The organism is Vibrio cholerae (assembly GCF_008369605.1).
Lineage (GTDB): Bacteria > Pseudomonadota > Gammaproteobacteria > Enterobacterales > Vibrionaceae > Vibrio > Vibrio cholerae.
The window spans coordinates 1897307-1914881 of record NZ_CP043554.1 but is presented as its reverse complement, the minus strand read 5'-3'; the positions used below and the strand labels follow the sequence as shown (position 1 = coordinate 1914881).

Below are 17575 nucleotides of genomic sequence, written 5' to 3'. Positions count from 1 at the left end.
CGTGTTATTCCAATTCATTTTGCCAAATTCCTGTTGCGCTATGCAGTTTGACTCGAAGATGGTGATAGGACAGAAATTATGCGAAGGAGTTCACGACTTATGAAGTTTCAGCGCGTTATGGCTCTCTACCTCAACAAGTCGTTTAATCGCATTAAACTTGATCTAATTCAAAATCTCATACTCTGAAGCCGTTATAGTAGCTCCTGTCATCTCGTTAGTCATTACGACTGACATTGTTGAGCAAAGATGACACTTCCTTTTGAAGGCTGACTTTACTTTCTCCTAATCAGGAAACTGATTTTTCAATTGGCGTAAGTTAATTGCTTTACCCATTCCGACCACGCAGTTCTGTGTGGTTTTTTTTTGCAAAAAATCCTACCAACACCGGTTTGCCAGTGTTTTTCATCTCGAAAGGAATGTTTAAATCACGATTATTTAAACGGCTGTTTGATTTGTTTAACATTCTCGTTACAATGCGCCAGGTCAGACCTCTTATTCGAAGGAGAAATCATGGGCAAACAGGAAGTCAGGACTCGTTCTGGAGAACGAGTGGCGATTGTGGCCGGGCTACGTACGCCGTTTGCGCGTCAAAGCACCGAGTTTGGTCAAGTACCCGCAGTCGATCTCGGCAAAATGGTAGTGCAAGAGATGATGGCGCGCACCGCTATCGATCCTAAATTAATTGAGCAAGTGGTGTTTGGCCAAGTGGTACAGATGCCAGAAGCGCCGAATATTGCTCGAGAAATTGTACTAGGTACCGGAATGTCGATTAACACGGATGCCTACAGCGTTACTCGCGCTTGCGCCACCAGTTTTCAAGCCGCCGTCAATGTGGCCGAAAGTATCATGGCTGGCAGCATAGATATTGGTATTGCAGGTGGTGCGGATTCTTCTTCTGTTCTGCCGATTGGTGTTTCTAAAAAACTGGCGGCTTCTTTATTAGCCTTGAGTAAAACTAAGACGGTCGGGCAGAAACTTAAACTGCTCAGTAACCTCTCTTTTAAAGACTTGATGCCCGTACCTCCTGCGGTCGCGGAATATTCAACGGGTCTTTCGATGGGGCAAACTGCTGAGCAGATGGCCAAAAGTTATGCGATCTCGCGCGCTGAGCAAGATGCGTTAGCACATCGTTCACATACTTTAGCGGCTCAAGCATGGACAGAGGGCAAAATTCGCGATGAAGTGATGACGGCTTTTCCTGAGCCATACAAAAAATGGCTGGATATGGATAACAACATTCGCATGGACTCCAAGCTAGAGAGCTATGCAAAGTTGCGTCCTGCCTTTGACCGTCAATACGGTTCGGTGACCGCAGCAAACTCAACCCCACTGACGGATGGCGCCGCCGCGATTATGTTGATGCGTGAAGGTAAAGCGAAAGAGCTTGGTCTTGAGATCATGGGGTATATCCGCTCTTATGCGTTTGCCGCGATTGGCGTAGAAAAAGATATGCTGATGGGGCCTTCTTACGCCACTCCGATAGCCTTGGATCGCGCAGGCATCACCTTAAATGATCTCACCTTGATTGATATGCACGAAGCCTTTGCCGCGCAAACCTTAGCGAACTTGAAGATGTTCGCCAGTGACAAGTTTGCTCAAGAGCAGCTAGGTCGCGCACAAGCGATTGGTGAAGTGGATATGAGTAAATTTAACGTGCTGGGTGGCTCACTGGCTTATGGTCACCCATTCGCGGCGACAGGTGCGCGTATGATCACTCAAACTTTGCGTGAATTAAAACGCCGTGGCGGTGGTTTAGCCTTAAATACGGCTTGTGCTGCGGGTGGCTTAGGCGCTGCTATGATTCTGGAGGTGGAATAATGGATAACAACAATGCATTTCAGCTCTCGTTTGATGAGCAGCATTACGCTTGGCTGGCGATTGATGTCCCGGGCGAAAAAATGAATACCCTGCAAGCGGCATTTGCAGAAGAGATGCAAGCCGTTTTTGCAACGCTCAATGAAAAGCGAGGACAGATCAAAGGGCTGATTATCCACTCTCTTAAGCCGGATAACTTTATTACGGGCGCGGATGTCCGCATGTTGGAAGCTTGCCAATCGGTACATGAAGCACAAGCGTTAGCCTCGCAGGGGCAACAGATGTTCCAGCAGCTTGCCGATTTACCTTTCCCTGTGGTCGCGGCGATTCACGGCCCTTGCTTAGGCGGTGGTTTAGAATTGGCTCTGGCGTGTGATTATCGTGTCTGTACTGAAGATGAGGTAACACGTCTAGGCTTACCAGAAGTGATGTTGGGTTTGCTTCCGGGCTCTGGCGGGACACAGCGTTTACCACGTTTGATTGGTTTACTGCCTGCGCTGGACCTCATCTTAACGGGCAAACAATTGCGTGCCAAAAAGGCCAAGAAATTGGGTGTGGTTGATGCATGTGTTCCGCACTCAGTACTGTTGGATGTGGCCAAACGTCTTCTAGAAGAAAAAGGGCACAAAAAGCGCGCTCAAGTTACGTTACCGATCAAAGAAAAACTGCTCGTCAATACCGGCTTGGGGCGTAAGTTGATTTTTGACCAAGCGGCCAAGAAAACGCAGCAGAAAACCCGTGGCAACTACCCCGCAGCGCAAGCCATTTTAGAGGTCATTCAGTATGGCCTAGAAAAAGGGATGCATGCTGGCTTGGAATATGAAGCCAAGCGTTTCGCTGAACTGGTGATGACCCGAGAATCGAAAGCACTGCGCTCCATTTTCTTTGCGACCACAGAGATGAAAAAAGATCTCGGTGCGAATGCCAAACCCGCACCTGTGGCAGCTGTGGGCGTGCTCGGGGGTGGTTTGATGGGGGCTGGCATCAGTCATGTTACTGTGGCGAAAGCCAAAACATCGGTGCGCATCAAAGATGTGGCGAATGATGGTGTGCTCAATGCCCTCAATTACAACTACAAGCTGTTTGATAAGCAGAGACAGCGCAAGATTTTGACTAAAGCACAGGTGCAAGCGCAGATGTCGCAGCTCTCGGGTGGGACTGGCTTTGTGGGTTTTGATCGCTGTGATGTAGTGATAGAGGCTGTGTTTGAAGACCTGAAACTTAAGCAACAAATGGTGGCGGATATTGAAGCGAATGCCAAACCGACAACGATTTTTGCGACCAACACATCCTCGTTGCCGATCCATCAGATCGCGAGCCAAGCGCAGCGTCCGCAAAATATTGTGGGTTTACATTATTTCAGCCCAGTTGAAAAAATGCCGTTGGTGGAAGTGATTCCTCACGCGACCACCTCGGATGAAACCATTGCGACCGTGGTGACATTGGCACGTAAGCAGGGCAAAACACCGATTGTTGTTAAAGACTGTGCCGGTTTTTATGTCAACCGCATTTTAGCGCCTTATATGAATGAAGCCGCGCAAGTGCTGATGGCGGGTGAACCTATCGAAAAACTCGATGCTGCGTTACTGGATTTTGGTTTCCCAGTGGGGCCTATCACCTTGCTTGATGAAGTAGGGGTCGATATCGGAGCCAAGATCATGCCGATTTTGGTTAAAGAGCTTGGGCCGCGTTTCCAAGGACCGGACGTGTTTGATGTGTTGTTGAAAGATAACCGTAAAGGCCGGAAAAGCGGTAAAGGTTTCTACACCTACAAAGGCAGCAAGAAGAAAGAAGTCGATAAATCCGTTTATAAACTGCTGAAGTTAACCCCGGAATCTAAGCTAAACGACAAAGAAATCGCGATGCGTTGCTTGTTGCCTATGCTCAATGAGGCGGTTCGTTGTCTCGATGAAGGCATTATTCGCAGTGCACGTGATGGCGATATGGGCGCGATTTTTGGCATCGGTTTCCCGCCGTTCTTAGGTGGGCCTTTCCGTTACATGGACACGCTTGGTTTAACCAAAGTGGTGGAAATGATGAACCAACACACTGAGAAATATGGAGAGCGGTTTGCTCCATGTGACGGTTTGTTGACCAGAGCGGGATTGGGCGAGAAGTTCTACCCCTAGTATCCGGTGAGACTATCCCCTTATCACTAATAGAAAGAGGCCGAGTGCCTCTTTCTTATTGCGAGTGATTCTCAAAAATCTGTGCTAGGATGAAACATAAAATCAAGAAGTAACAAGGAATTCAAAATGGAAGCGCTCGATTTATTGCTCAACCGTCGTTCAATTGCCAAATTGGATGCGCCAGCACCACAAAATGAGGCATTGGATAATATTCTGCGCGCGGGTTTACGCGCTCCAGATCATGGTGCTTTGACTCCATGGCGTTTTGTGGTTGCACAAGGTGAAGGGTTAGCCAAACTTGCCGCCATTTTAGAGCAAGCGGAGATTGCCAACGGCAGTGATGAAGCGGTGATCAGTAAAGCGAAAAATGCGCCTTTTCGCGCACCCATGGTGATCACCGTGATCGCTAAAGTCACTCACAGTGAAAAGATCCCTGCGTTTGAGCAGCATCTATCCGCCGGTTGTGCAGTACAAGCCATGCAAATGGCGGCCGTAGCACAAGGGTTTCAGGGAATTTGGCGCTCTGGAAGCTGGATGTTCAATCCGGTTGTCCGTCGTGCTTTCAATGTACAAGGCGAAGACCAAATTGTCGGTTTTCTCTATCTTGGGACTCCAGGGACTACTGCAGCTAAAGTGCCCGAACGTGAGCTTAGTAAGTACGTGGAGTATCTCTAAATACGCAGTTCTGGCAGTAAAGAAAAAGGGCGCGAAGCCCTTTTTCTATTGAAATGCTTTATAAAAAGACGAGTGTTTATTGCAGGTGGTAGCCAATCACAAAATCAATAAACAGGCGCACTTTTTCTGGCTGGTGATCTTTGTGGTTATACAGCATGTAGATATCCCGCGGATTTGAGCTCCAATCCGACAGCACTTGTACCAAACTGCCATCCTCAAGAAATTCACGCAGCATCACATCGGGCATGAGCGTAATGCCTAAACCTTCTGAACATGCGCTGCGAACAACATTCAGTGCGCTGGCTTGAAAACGGCCGCGATCACTGTTGACGACAGTTTCACCTTGGCTGTTGGTCAGTTGCCATTTGAGCAATGGATAACCTTTGAGCAACTGATGTTGATGCAACTCTTCAGCATGAGTCGGTTGCGGATGGCTCGACAAGTATTGAGGGCTGGCAACCAAAATGTCTTTCACTTCACCGATTTTACGAGCTATCAAGCTGGAATCACGCTGTGGGCCAACTCGGAAAATCACATCCCATTCAGTGGGGTCGAGATCGTCGGCTTGGTTACTCATCATCAGCTCAATATGAATATCGGGATATTTTTCCATAAAGGCATTGAACATCGGCATCATCATTCGTTTTGTCAGATTGGATGGTGCAGAAATACGAATGCGCCCCGACGCACCACGACATTCATCGGTGATCTCTTCTGTCATTGAAGCGAGACGCTCCAGCAGGGGAGAGCAATCTTTGTAGAAACGTTCGCCCGCTTCGGTCAGAGTCAGTTTACGAGCGTGACGATTGAGCAACCTAAGGTTTAGGGAATCCTCCAAGGCTTGAATCCGTCTTGTGATCGTTGCCACAGGGATCATGGTTTTTTTTGAAGTTGAGGTATAGCTTCCATTTTCGACAACCAGTCGAAAGAGGTTTAGGTCATCTAGTTTCATCGTTTCTGACACATTATGTTGCAACTATCGCTAATTTATACACATATAAGCCGATAAATTTTGCGTGATGTCAACTTGTAAGATGATTTATTGAAAACCATACATCTTGTGATTGATTAAATTTCAGGCCCCACGGTTTGTGTAATGCCCAGTTCGCGGCTACTTTTTAATTAATCAATAATTCAACTTTTCCGCCGCAAGCTAATGGTGACTTGTGCGGTAGACTTTACTAGTGAGGTCGATGTTTATGTATAAATCTCACATCCCGGAAGACTGCGAAGAAGAAGCGCAGATAACGGCAGCAAAGCTGATTTTGCTGGTGGATGACGATCCTGTTTTCCGACGAATGACCAAAGGCTATCTTCAAAAATATGGCTATCAAGTGATCGAAGCTGAAAACGGTTTGGATGGTTTGCGAAAATTGCGTGATCACGAGCCAGACTTGATTCTGTGTGATTTGTCCATGCCTGTGCTTAACGGAATTGAGTTCGTTGAGGAGGTCAGTTCGTCCTATCCTTCTTGGCCTCTGGTTGTTGTCTCAGCCACCGAAGAAATGGCCGATGTGGCTAAAGCGCTGCGCTTTGGGATTAAAGATTTTCTACCCAAACCGATCACCAATCATTCGCATCTTGCGAGCGCAATAGAAAAAGTGTTGGCGAATGATGATCATCAACGAGATTTTGCAAGTTGTTGGTATGGTGCTGATCGCCAAGGGAGTATCCCTGAAGAGCAAGAGTTGCATTGGCATTTACAATATTTGAAAGACAACCCCAATGCTGCCAAAGAATTGCTCGAAGCACTATTACCAGAAAAGGATTCTCAGCTCGGGAGCTGGAAATGCAGCTATCGATTACTACAGTCCGCTGAATTGATGCCACTGGTTTTTGACTACGCTTGGCTTATGAACGGTCAATTTGTGTTCTATGTGGTTGATGCCGCGAGCCATCGTGAGTGTGGGGCAGCTTCTACATTGCTGGTGCGCGCCTTGTTCCATGATTATTTGCGAAATCTGCGTAACTTTAGTGTCGAGCTAAAAGATCTTGCCGAAATCATCGAACGGGGAATCCATTGTTCTGAGTGTATTGGTAAAGTTTCTGCTCTGTTTGGGGTGGCTGATCTTGCCGATGGTACTTTGTCACTATTACCTGCGGGGCTTGATTGCCAGTGGTCAAACGGCTACGTACACAATCGGGTTACTTCTGGTGTTCAGCTAGGTGATAATAGCCTACGCAATTTCATCACCAAAGATTTGCCGATTCGTGCTGCTTGTCAAATCAGTTTAAGTAAACCCAGTGCCTACAGTTTTACTTTGGATCTCTATCAAGGTTGTGAGGGGTGATTTTTCCGCCTAAAGTGTGAGTGTGATTGTAACTTTGCATCGAGCTGCTAATAACCTTATACATTGTCAGTGTTTGTTGCAGCTCGCTTTCGTTATAGTTCCGACCACAAAATTAATGAGGCTACCTTAGAGTTGCCCAGTTTAAAGTCACCCAAAAGAGAAAATTACAATGGCAAACCAAGAGTTCAAAGAACCCTTCAATATCTACTACTTTCTAGGCGTGGTTGCAGTCCTGCTGATCCCGACTCTGCCTGCGACACTGACTTGGATTCGTGTATTTAACGGGTACGCTGGATTTTAATGCGTTCATCCTTACCACGTTTTTTGTTCAGTGTTATTGGAATAACCAGTCTATGCCTAGGGATACTGGGCATATTTCTTCCTCTTCTGCCCACCACACCCTTTATCTTACTGTCTAGTGCTTGTTTTTTACGCAGCAGTCCTCGGTTCTATCGCTGGTTGAATCAACATGCGACATTTGGCCCTATGATTCAAAACTGGCAACAACATGGCGCGGTCAGTAAAGTGGTGAAAAAGCGTGCCACACTCTTTATCGTGCTGAGTTTTGCCTTTTCGATCTGGATGGTTCCTTGGCTGTGGCTCAAGGTTGCGCTGTTTATCTGGCTTGTGCTTTTGATCACTTGGTTTATCCGTTTACCAACCCATGAGCTGGTTGCTAACCAACAAGAAAATCACTAGCATTAGCGGGAAGTGTGCCCACTCTTCGAGTGGGCTTTGTTTTTTCAGTGCTGTCGTTCCCTTGTGGCAGACGGCTCCGAAATTGTTCTGTCATCACCTAAGGTGATGAAGCAACTGAAGTTAAAGTAACTATGACAACTGAAACTCTTTCACTGATCAAATCCAGCATCAAAAGTATTCCTGACTACCCGAAAAAAGGCATTCTGTTTCGTGATGTGACCAGCTTGCTGGAAGATGCCCAAGCCTACCAAGCGACCATTCAACTTCTGGTTGAAAAGTACAAAGACATGGGTTTTACCAAGGTTGTGGGCACAGAAGCGCGTGGTTTCTTATTTGGTGCTCCTCTGGCACTAGAACTTGGTGTCGGCTTTGTGTCTGTGCGTAAGCCGGGTAAATTGCCGCGTCAAACCGTCGCTCAATCTTATGAGCTGGAATACGGTACTGATACGCTGGAAATTCATGTGGATGCGATCAAACCGGGCGACAAAGTACTGGTGGTGGATGACCTGCTGGCGACCGGTGGTACGATTGAAGCGACCACTAAGCTTATCCGTCAATTAGGGGGAGAAGTCGAGCACGCTGCTTTCGTGATTAACTTGCCAGAAATTGGTGGTGATAAGCGCCTTGAAGGGTTAGGCTTGCAGGTTTACAGCATCTGTGAATTTGAAGGTCACTAACCGACAACGGATATTGGAATGAGTTATCTTGCTTTAGCACGCAAATGGCGTCCGACACGATTTAGCGAAGTGGTCGGACAATCCCATGTTTTAACCGCTTTAGAGAACGCTTTGGCGCAAAACCGTTTGCACCATGCGTACTTGTTTAGTGGCACTCGAGGCGTGGGTAAGACCACCATAGGTCGTTTGTTTGCGAAGGGGCTCAACTGCGAGACGGGCATAACGGCTACGCCTTGCGGCCAGTGTGCAACCTGTCAAGAAATTGATCAGGGACGCTTTGTGGATCTGCTCGAGATTGACGCTGCATCACGCACCAAAGTGGAAGATACGCGCGAATTGCTCGACAACGTGCAGTACAAACCTGCGCGTGGACGCTTCAAAGTTTACCTGATCGATGAAGTTCATATGCTCTCGCGTCACAGCTTCAATGCGCTACTGAAAACGCTTGAAGAGCCGCCTGAGTATGTGAAGTTTTTGCTGGCAACCACTGATCCACAAAAGCTGCCTGTGACCATCTTGTCGCGCTGCTTGCAGTTCCATCTCAAACCGATCAGTGTAGAAAATATCCAGCAGCAGCTCGATAAAGTGCTGCACGCCGAACAGATCTCGAGCGACAGCAAAGCACTCAATCTGCTCGCCCATGCTGCGGATGGCAGTATGCGCGATGCTCTTAGCTTGACCGATCAAGCGATTGCGTTGGGCAATGGCGTAGTGAAAAGTGACATCGTCGCGCACATGCTCGGCACGCTAGATACGGATCATGCTCTACATCTCTTGCAAGCCATCAGCCTGCAAACGCCACAAGCAGTCATGGATTGCATTGAAACGCTTGCCCAAAATGGCGTAGAGTGGGATGGATTGCTGCAACAGCTTTCGACTCAACTGCATCGAATTGCTATGTACCAAGCGTTGCCTGCCACCTTGGATAAATCGCTGCCAGAGGCATCGCGTATTGAGTCGTTGGCCAAAACCTTAGCGCCGCAAGATGTGCAGCTTTACTACCAAATTACGCTCAAAGGTCGACAAGATTTACCACTGTCACCCACGGCGCGAATTGGCATTGAAATGTTGATGCTGCGTATGATGGCGTTTCGTCCTTCTCACGTCTCCTTGGCGAGTGTAATTTTGCCACCCAATACGGCAGTGACTGCTCCCACGATCGCGGCACCGACTTCTCAAACGGCGGCTTCAGCACCGAAATCACAACCTGTTGCTCAGTCAAACGTATCGCAACCTGCCTCGCAAGCGATACCTCACCCTGTCGCACCGCCAATGATGGCAGCACAACCGGTGGTGGAAAGCGCGGTGTCAGTCACTCAGCGAGAAGCATCACACTCGATAAACGCTCCAGAAGTCTCTGTTGTCACCAATACCGACACGCAGAGTCAAGCCAGCATGCCAGCCCTAGCAGGGTTGCGTCATCAACTGCGCTCTAAGCGACAAGAAGTACAAAACAAAGGCGCGGATGGAAAAAAGTCTGACGCGACATCTGCTACTCCAGCGTCGGCGCTAGAGCGTATTGCGCAGAGAGCACAACAAGTGCAGGTGTCGCCAGAACGCAATGATGAAGATGAGTTGGAGCCCGAAGAGGAAATCTATCAATGGCGCCCAATGCAACCTATCGAAGTGGCGGTAAAAAGTGAAGTCACGCCAACGCAACTGAAAAAAGCGTTAGAGCATGAAAAAACGCCGGAAATGGTAGCGAAGTTGATTGAAGAAGCGGTCGCGCAAGACGCGTGGTCGGCATTGGTTCAACGGCTAGAGACTGCCAAAATGGTTGAGCAATTGGCGCTGAATTCCGCTTTTGTTCGTCAAGGCGATCAGATTTCTCTAACGTTGCGTCCAAGTCATGCCCATCTGCACAACGAAAAAGCGCAGCAAGAGTTAGAACAGGCATTGAATCATGTGCTTGGTGAAGCTTGTTCATTGAACATTACCGTCGGGCAAGAGGGTGAAACCCCCCTTGAGCTACGTGAGCGTCTCTACCAGCAGAAACTCACTTCTGCGCTGCACAGTTTACAAACTGATCCCAACGTGCAGTTTATTGAGCGTCGATTTAATGCGCAGCTCGATAGTGACAGCGTACGACCCATTTAAATGGGGTTGAAACCTAAGTGTCTCACCCCCACACTATGTGAAACATTCAACGATAACCAGAGAGATAAAGATGTTTGGTAAAGGCGGAATGGGCAACCTGATGAAGCAAGCCCAACAAATGCAAGAGCGTATGCAAAAGCTGCAAGAAGAGATCGCAAACATGGAAGTGACCGGTGAGTCCGGTGCTGGCCTTGTGAAAGTGACCGTCACGGGCAGCCACAGCGTGCGCCGTGTCAACATCGATGAAAGTCTGATGGAAGACGACAAAGAGATGCTGGAAGATTTGATTGCTGCCGCATTCAATGATGCCGCTCGTCGTATCGAAGAGACGCAAAAAGAAAAAATGGCTTCAATCACCGGTGGAATGCAACTGCCTCCGGGCATGAAAATGCCATTCTAATCTGAGCTGAATTTATGCGTACCAGTCACATGCTGGAACATTTGATGGAAGCATTACGCTGCCTGCCGGGTGTTGGCCCAAAATCAGCGCAGCGTATGGCATTCCATCTGTTACAGCGCGATCGTAAAGGTGGTTTACAACTGGCTGAGGCACTGAGTCAGGCGATGGTCGAAATCGGCCATTGTCAGGAGTGCCGAACTTTTACTGAGCAGGATGTTTGCCACATCTGTAGCAACCCAAAACGTAAAGAAAATGGTCAGTTGTGTGTGGTTGAAAGCCCAGCAGATATTGCGGCGCTAGAAGCTACCGGTCAATTTTCTGGTCGCTATTTTGTGTTGATGGGGCACTTATCACCGCTGGATGGTATTGGTCCGAGCGATATTGGCCTCGATACGCTGGATTATCGCTTGCAACGCGGTGATATCAGTGAGGTGATCCTCGCCACTAACCCGACGGTGGAAGGTGAGGCGACCGCGCAATACATTGCCGAGTTGTGTCGTGAGCATCAAGTCACCGCAAGCCGCATTGCACATGGTGTTCCCGTGGGCGGCGAACTTGAGTTGGTGGATGGCACGACCTTATCGCATTCGCTGTTGGGCCGTCACAAACTGTTTTAACTCAGCCTCAAAAATTACAATGCCGCTCGATGAGCGGCATTCTTTTATCTGTACTTGTCTTTTAATCTGTGTTCGGAGGCGAAGTCGCGTAGCGGAATCCACGTTATGCTTAAGTTAATCGCTCAAGTTCGGTTAAGTTAGCCAAGGCTTGCTGATTGGTTTTTCCACACACGACAGGGCAGGCTTTGAAATCGTGACACACTTTTGGGCGCTCAGGGCGGCCAAATAGTTGGCACAAATTATCCTCATTAAGCTGAACACAGCGCACTCCAGCAGGTTTGCCATTCGGCATGCCTGGAATCGGGGAGGAGATGCTTGGCGCTATGCAGCAAGCGCCGCAGCCTAATCGACAATCCATCATAATCTCTTTGCGCTGGAAAAATGGGCGGCCATCCTAACAGAAAGCTCGATAGGATGCACTGACTTGCGCTTTTCTTGCACTTTAGCGATGTAAAGAGTATAAATCGTCCCCCCGATAGATAAACCGTAAGACACTGCAATGAGTACACCCTTCTGGCAAAGTAAAACGTTAGACCAAATGACCGAAGCCGAGTGGGAATCGCTGTGCGATGGCTGTGGTAAATGTTGCCTGCACAAACTCATGGACGAAGATACGGATGAAATCTACTACACCAATGTGGCGTGTAGCTGGCTCAATAGCGACACCTGCTCTTGTAAAGATTACCCCAATCGTTTTAGCTCAGGTGAAGAGTGTTTAAAGCTCACTCGCGACAAGATTGAAGAGTTTAACTGGCTGCCTGATACCTGCGCTTACCGTTTGCTTGGTAATGGTCAAACACTTCCAGAATGGCATCCTTTGCTGACCGGGTCGAAAGACGCCATGCATGCCGCCGATGAAAGTGTGCGCGGTAAGATCGTTTATGAAGTGGATGTGATTGATTGGGAAGATCACATTGTGCTGATGAGTCGAGATTAAGCTTTCTAATATCCAAGGTGAACGAATGGAGGTTATTTGCCCAACTTAAGTCCATATTTTGAGCAAGAAGTGAGTGGTATTTGAACGCAATATGCTCTTTTATCAAACCTTTGACAAGCAAGTCACTCTATTAGCGCAAATATTAAACACAAGTGCGATCGTCCTGATCTAATGTTTATTAATAAAAATATAGTTCTCATGGGCTTTTGCGTAGCAAGGAACTCACGAAGAATTGTGTATCAATTCATAATAAAACTCTTCGTTTACTTAATATGTCTACCAAGTGATAGGCTTTAGTGGATTATCATCGCTTGGGGAGTAAATGGATAAGTGAATTATTTTTACGTAGCAAAGCGGTTATTTATTGTCGTAAACAATCACTATTAAGCCTTCATTTACTATCTTCTTTATTGTCAAAATAAGCAATAGTTCTTATTGCTATGATCGCAATTAAACTATTTATAGCTGCATGTATAGTTGAAGCATGCTCTTCCATTCCCCAATAATTCTGATGTTTAAATAACAAAGTTATCAGATAGCTTGTGATAAAAGACATTATAGTGGCGAATAAGTATTGGATGATTCTATATGTTGACATTATACAGTCCATTATTAATAATAACTATTCTTATTTTTATTTGGATTCTTATAAATGTCAAGGCTATTGTTATTTTTGTGTTTATTTCCGTTATCGTCAAATGCATCAGTGTGCTTAGATGCTATACCTAGCCATATCTATTTTCTTTCGAGTGGTGTTGAGTATTGTCTTGAAACTAAATATCAATCAATTTATATGTATGGTGCTGAAGATAGTCTGGGAGTTGTAGAAGTTTCTAATTTTGATAAAACAGTTTTTGAAATTTTATATCCAGGTGAAATATTAGAGGTGCCTAAAGTTTTTAGGATTACATCATTTCAAAACTCTTACTTAGTAGAAGTTAATGGTGTTATATATATATGATGCTCCGATACAACGGACTAAACGTTCTTTAAAACCACTAAAGGATATAGGTTTGGCAGTTGTACAGAATCTGAGTGCAGCGGCAGGTACCTCCGCTGCTGGAGGTGATGATGTTCAGATTGCTCCAGTTGTCATTGGAAGTATACTTGGTACTGCAGTAGGTGTAGCCAGCGGACCACTTGCACTAATTGTTGGTCCAGCGGTTTCTTCTGCTATAACTGAGAATATAAATAGTAATGCAGGTCAGCCTCGTCCGCCATTAACATCAATTGATGTAACAGGAAATATAACATCTAAGCCACCAACTATTCTGCCTAGACCATTTCCTAATAATAATAAACCGCCAATGATTACTCCATCTCCATTTTCTAGCAATTCTAGTAGTCATGGCGGTAGCAGCAGCGGTAGTAGCGGTTGTGGTGGCTGTCACAGATAATCTTAGCTGTATTTGAAATATCGATTGGTTTTTTATAAAAGCTTAAACGCCTTGCTGCTTGCAAGGCGTTTGTCTTTGTGTAAAAGCCAAAACTAAACCGCGTTATTTCTTTGGCTGGGCATCAATACATTGACCGTGCACTTCACGGCCTTCTGGAGCCATCAAGTACAGATAGAGTGGCATAATATCGAGCGGTGTTTTTAACTTGTCTGCATCCTCTGCTGGGTAGGCTTTCGCGCGCATCGCGGTGCGAGTGCCGCCCGGGTTAATCGCATTGACTCGAATGGTGCTTTCACTCAATTCATCGGCCAGAATTTGCATCATACCTTCAGTCGCAAACTTAGAAATCGCGTAAGTTGCCCAGAAAGCACGGCCAATATGACCTACGTTAGACGTGGTAAACACAATTCGAGCATCGGCTGATTTGTGCAGCAGCGGTAGCAGCGCTTGAGTCATAAGGAACTGTGCTTTCACGTTCACTTGCATCACTTCATCGAAGCTGTCTTCGCCAATTTGATCGAAGGGGCTGAGTACGCCAAGCAAGCTGGCATTGTGTAATACGCCATCCAAACGGCCAAATTGATCTTCTATGGTATCGACCATATCCAGATAATTTTGTTTGGTTGCGCCTTTCATATCTAAAGGAACAATCGCCGGTGTCGGATAACCCGCTGCTTCAATAGCATCATAGGTTTGTTCGAGCTTTTTCACGGTACGGCCAAGTAAAATCACGGTCGCGCCGTGCGCCGCGAAACTGATCGCCGCTTGCTTACCAATACCATCACCTGCTCCGGTGACTAAAATCACTTTCTCTTTCAAAGCGTCTGTTGAGACTGAATAATTCACGTCTTATTCCTTATTATTTTTTAGCTCTTCCTGCTGGCAAACTCTGGCTGAGGCGTGTCAAAAATCCAAGGTTAGTCGAGTTGGAAGAGGATTTGCTTTAAGTCTTCGTGACAAGGTGGTTACAATACACCAATTCGTATTCAAGAAGGATGAGTCACTTGGAGTTTTTGTTAGATTACGGCCTGTTTTTGGCCAAGATTGTGACTGTGGTAGTCGCATTGGTCGCAGTACTAGTGATAGTAAAATCATTGGGCGGACGCAGTGGTGGTGCCAAAGGGGAGTTGGAAATCACCGATCTGACCGAACAGCATAAAGAGACGGTTGAGCGTTTAGAGGCTTATCTGCATGACGAAGCGTTTTTAAAAGCGCGCGATAAAGCGGATAAGAAGAAAGAAAAAGCTGAGCAGAAAAGTCGTGAAAAGTCGCTTAAGCAAGCGGCGAAAGAAGGTGAATTGGAAAGCAAACGCGATCCGCATCTGTTTGTGCTTGATTTTCACGGCAGTATTGATGCGAAAGAAGTCGCTTCACTGCGTGAAGAGGTGAGCGCGATCTTGGCGGTGGCACAAGCGGGTGATGAGGTGCTGCTGCGTTTGGAAACTGGTGGCGGCATGGTGCATGGTTATGGTTTGGCATCATCACAACTGGATCGCCTTAAAGCAGCTGGCTTACCGCTGACCATTGCGGTAGATAAAGTTGCGGCTAGCGGCGGTTATATGATGGCCTGCATCGCCGATAAAATTGTCAGTGCGCCATTTGCGATTGTCGGGTCTATCGGTGTGGTGGCTCAGTTACCAAACTTCCATAAACTGCTGAAAAAGAACGATATCGAGTTTGAACAGCTCACGGCGGGCGAATACAAGCGCACCTTAACCATGTTTGGTGAAAATACCGATAAAGCGCGTGAAAAGTTCAAGCAAGAGCTGGAAGAAACACATCAACTGTTCAAAGACTTTATCCGCGAGCATCGCCCCGCGTTGGATCTCGATAAAGTCGCGACAGGTGAACACTGGTTTGGCACGCAAGCCAAAGCACTGGGGTTGGTCGATGAGATTCAAACGTCCGATGATTTGATTGTTGCCGCGTGCAAGAGCAAAACCGTACTTCTGCTGCGTTATACGCAAAAGAAAAAGCTGGCCGATAAACTGGCCGGAGTGGCCGGTGATGCCGCCGACAATGTGTTGCTGAAACTGATCAGTCGAGGCCAACGTCCCTTGGTTTAAGGTTGATTGGTTTACTGTTCGTTGCCGTAATGAAAAAACGCGCTTAGTTTGCTAAGCGCGTTTTTTCATGGTCATCCCTAAATCATCGCTTTTTGCGCTGGGATGGTTTGCATGGAGTAAGTACTTAATCCAGACAGCCTGTCGCGGAGAATGTTTCCAACTTGTGCAGATATTTACTTAAATCGCCAATGTTGTTTTTGACCCACTCAGAGTTGTAATAGGTATCAAGGTAGCGTTCACCGCTATCGCACAAGAGCGTGACAATCGAACCTTGCTCGCCGCGGCGCTTCATTTCGCAGGCGAGTTGCAGCGCGCCATACAGGTTAGTGCCGGTGGAGGCGCCAGCTTTACGGCCAAGAATTTTCTCCAACCAGTAGATGGTCGCTACACTCGCGGCATCAGGGATCGCACGCATTTCATCCACCACATCAGGAATAAAACTGGGCTCGACTCTTGGACGGCCAATACCTTCAATCTTGCTGCCGCAGTCACGGGTTAGCTCGGCATTTCGCGTGCGGTAGTAGTCATAAAAAACCGAGTTTTCCGGGTCAACCACACACAGTTTGGTGTTGTATTGTTGGTAGCGAATAAAGCGGCCGATAGTGGCTGAGGTGCCTCCCGTCCCCGGGCTCATCACAATCCAGCTTGGAACGGGGTGTTGTTCCATCTGCATCTGGCTAAAAATACTGTCAGCGATGTTGCTGTTGCCCCGCCAGTCGGTCGCTCGTTCGGCGTAAGTAAACTGATCCATGTAGTGGCCTTTCAGCTCTTTCGCGAGACGATGAGATTCTGCGTAAATTTGATCGGAGCGGTCTACAAGATGCGCCTTGCCCCCATAGAACTGGATCTGTTCGATTTTTTTACGCGCGGTGCACTTTGGCATCACGGCAATAAAGGGTAGGCCAAGCAAGCGAGCAAAGTAAGCTTCCGATACGGCAGTACTGCCAGATGAGGATTCAATAATGGTAGTTTCTGGGCCAATCCAGCCATTACACAGTCCATATAAAAACAGTGAACGGGCGAGGCGGTGTTTGAGAGAACCGGTGGGGTGGGTACTTTCATCTTTCAGATAGATATCGACACCAGAGACGCAAGGTAAATCGAGTTTAATCAGATGGGTGTCGGCGGAGCGTTGATAGTCTGCTTCAATTTTACGAATTGCACTGTTAATCCACTGATGGTCGGTACACATAATCCAGTTTCTCCCTTAGGTTACCGAATCAGTTTAGCTAGGCTTAGAGAGAAAAACTTTGCCATTTTGCCTATGCTTTTGTAGTTTTGTAGAAAAATTTTCTCTAAAAAAGGCGATTTGTATGTTGCTCGACAAAGTTGATCGGCAAATCTTGGCCATTTTGCAACAAGACTGCACCGTGTCACTCAATGAATTAGCCGAAGCGGTCAATTTAACCACTACGCCTTGCTGGAAGCGTTTGAAAAAAATGGAAGAAGGTGGCGTGATTCGCGAGCGAGTCGCACTGCTTGATGCGCAAGCCCTTGACCTCTCTTTCACGGCCTTTGTCATGGTGACGACCAATAACCACTCCCATGAATGGTACTGCCGCTTTGTGACTGCCGTGGAAGAGTTTCCCGAAGTGATGGAGTTTTATCGCATGGCGGGAGAATACGATTACATGATGAAGGTGCAGGTCAAAGATATGCCGTGTTTTGACCGATTCTATAAAAAACTGGTCAATAGTATCGAAGGGTTGAACAAAGTGACCTCCACCTTTGCGATGGAGTCACTTAAATACACGACTCAGTTGCCGCTCTAAGGG

General features: G+C 47.1%; 19 protein-coding genes. 15 read left to right on the top strand and 4 right to left on the bottom strand.

The window, feature by feature from the left end:
• Positions 1-510: 510 nt before the first annotated feature.
• From fadI to F0316_RS08865, 3 genes are all read left to right on the top strand, one after another.
• Complete coding sequence (fadI, locus tag F0316_RS08875; RefSeq protein ID WP_000517924.1) at positions 511-1818, top strand: acetyl-CoA C-acyltransferase FadI; 1308 nt, start codon at positions 511-513, stop codon at positions 1816-1818.
• Positions 1818-3944: a fatty acid oxidation complex subunit alpha FadJ gene (fadJ, locus tag F0316_RS08870; protein ID WP_149560422.1), complete on the top strand. Its 2127-nt coding sequence runs from the start codon at positions 1818-1820 to the stop codon at positions 3942-3944. The genes fadI and fadJ overlap by 1 nt, the downstream gene beginning before the upstream one ends.
• Before the next feature lie 126 nt (positions 3945-4070).
• Entirely contained in the window at positions 4071-4619 is a 549-nt protein-coding gene (locus tag F0316_RS08865) for an NAD(P)H nitroreductase (RefSeq protein WP_000387682.1), read from the top strand.
• A gap of 76 nt (positions 4620-4695) precedes the next feature.
• On the opposite strand, the gene F0316_RS08860 is transcribed toward F0316_RS08865, so the two are convergent.
• Positions 4696-5571, bottom strand: coding sequence for a LysR family transcriptional regulator (locus F0316_RS08860; protein ID WP_000762360.1), 876 nt, complete (start codon positions 5569-5571; stop codon positions 4696-4698).
• A gap of 247 nt (positions 5572-5818) precedes the next feature.
• On the opposite strand from F0316_RS08860, the gene F0316_RS08855 reads away from it, so the two are divergent.
• The 7 genes from F0316_RS08855 (at position 5819) to recR (ending at position 11400) form a co-directional block, all read left to right on the top strand.
• The gene (locus F0316_RS08855; protein WP_172626001.1) at positions 5819-6910 is read left to right on the top strand and encodes a response regulator; all 1092 of its coding nucleotides are present in this window, start codon (positions 5819-5821) and stop codon (positions 6908-6910) included.
• A 169-nt stretch (positions 6911-7079) separates the two neighbouring features.
• Entirely contained in the window at positions 7080-7211 is a 132-nt protein-coding gene (locus F0316_RS20310; protein ID WP_000013199.1) for a hypothetical protein, read from the top strand.
• A complete protein-coding gene (locus F0316_RS08845; RefSeq protein WP_001892232.1) occupies positions 7211-7609 on the top strand; it encodes a YbaN family protein in 399 nt (132 codons plus the stop codon). Before F0316_RS20310 ends, F0316_RS08845 begins: the two co-directional genes overlap by 1 nt.
• 131 nt (positions 7610-7740) lie before the next feature.
• Positions 7741-8286: an adenine phosphoribosyltransferase gene (apt, locus tag F0316_RS08840; protein WP_149560420.1), complete on the top strand. Its 546-nt coding sequence runs from the start codon at positions 7741-7743 to the stop codon at positions 8284-8286.
• 18 nt (positions 8287-8304) lie between these two features.
• Positions 8305-10383, top strand: coding sequence for a DNA polymerase III subunit gamma/tau (gene dnaX, locus F0316_RS08835; protein WP_149560419.1), 2079 nt, complete (start codon positions 8305-8307; stop codon positions 10381-10383).
• 70 nt (positions 10384-10453) lie between these two features.
• Complete coding sequence (locus tag F0316_RS08830) at positions 10454-10783, top strand: YbaB/EbfC family nucleoid-associated protein (RefSeq protein ID WP_000467102.1); 330 nt, start codon at positions 10454-10456, stop codon at positions 10781-10783.
• A 14-nt stretch (positions 10784-10797) separates the two neighbouring features.
• On the top strand, positions 10798-11400 hold the full coding sequence (gene recR / locus F0316_RS08825; protein WP_001260579.1) for a recombination mediator RecR: 603 nt from the start codon (positions 10798-10800) through the stop codon (positions 11398-11400).
• Between the two features lie 109 nt (positions 11401-11509).
• Here the strand turns inward: recR and F0316_RS08820 are convergent, their stop codons facing one another.
• On the bottom strand, positions 11510-11758 hold the full coding sequence (locus F0316_RS08820) for a YkgJ family cysteine cluster protein (protein ID WP_000340598.1): 249 nt from the start codon (positions 11756-11758) through the stop codon (positions 11510-11512).
• A gap of 141 nt (positions 11759-11899) precedes the next feature.
• On the opposite strand from F0316_RS08820, the gene F0316_RS08815 reads away from it, so the two are divergent.
• From F0316_RS08815 to F0316_RS19985, 3 genes are all read left to right on the top strand, one after another.
• Complete coding sequence (locus tag F0316_RS08815) at positions 11900-12337, top strand: YcgN family cysteine cluster protein (protein WP_001880862.1); 438 nt, start codon at positions 11900-11902, stop codon at positions 12335-12337.
• Between the two features lie 652 nt (positions 12338-12989).
• The gene (locus F0316_RS19990; protein WP_229767848.1) at positions 12990-13298 is read left to right on the top strand and encodes a hypothetical protein; all 309 of its coding nucleotides are present in this window, start codon (positions 12990-12992) and stop codon (positions 13296-13298) included.
• A 52-nt stretch (positions 13299-13350) separates the two neighbouring features.
• The gene (locus F0316_RS19985; RefSeq protein ID WP_232510596.1) at positions 13351-13734 is read left to right on the top strand and encodes a hypothetical protein; all 384 of its coding nucleotides are present in this window, start codon (positions 13351-13353) and stop codon (positions 13732-13734) included.
• A gap of 102 nt (positions 13735-13836) precedes the next feature.
• Here F0316_RS19985 and F0316_RS08805 read toward each other — a convergent pair whose 3' ends face one another.
• Positions 13837-14580 (bottom strand): YciK family oxidoreductase, encoded by a 744-nt coding sequence (locus tag F0316_RS08805; RefSeq protein WP_149560418.1) that lies wholly within the window; start codon positions 14578-14580, stop codon positions 13837-13839.
• A 158-nt stretch (positions 14581-14738) separates the two neighbouring features.
• Between F0316_RS08805 and sohB the strand changes: the two genes are divergently transcribed.
• Positions 14739-15800 (top strand): protease SohB, encoded by a 1062-nt coding sequence (sohB, locus tag F0316_RS08800; RefSeq protein ID WP_000394900.1) that lies wholly within the window; start codon positions 14739-14741, stop codon positions 15798-15800.
• A gap of 124 nt (positions 15801-15924) precedes the next feature.
• Here sohB and F0316_RS08795 read toward each other — a convergent pair whose 3' ends face one another.
• Positions 15925-16992 (bottom strand): PLP-dependent cysteine synthase family protein, encoded by a 1068-nt coding sequence (locus tag F0316_RS08795; RefSeq protein ID WP_000337335.1) that lies wholly within the window; start codon positions 16990-16992, stop codon positions 15925-15927.
• Positions 16993-17113: 121 nt separating this feature from the next.
• On the opposite strand from F0316_RS08795, the gene F0316_RS08790 reads away from it, so the two are divergent.
• Positions 17114-17572 (top strand): Lrp/AsnC family transcriptional regulator, encoded by a 459-nt coding sequence (locus tag F0316_RS08790; protein WP_000923262.1) that lies wholly within the window; start codon positions 17114-17116, stop codon positions 17570-17572.
• Positions 17573-17575 lie beyond the last annotated feature (3 nt).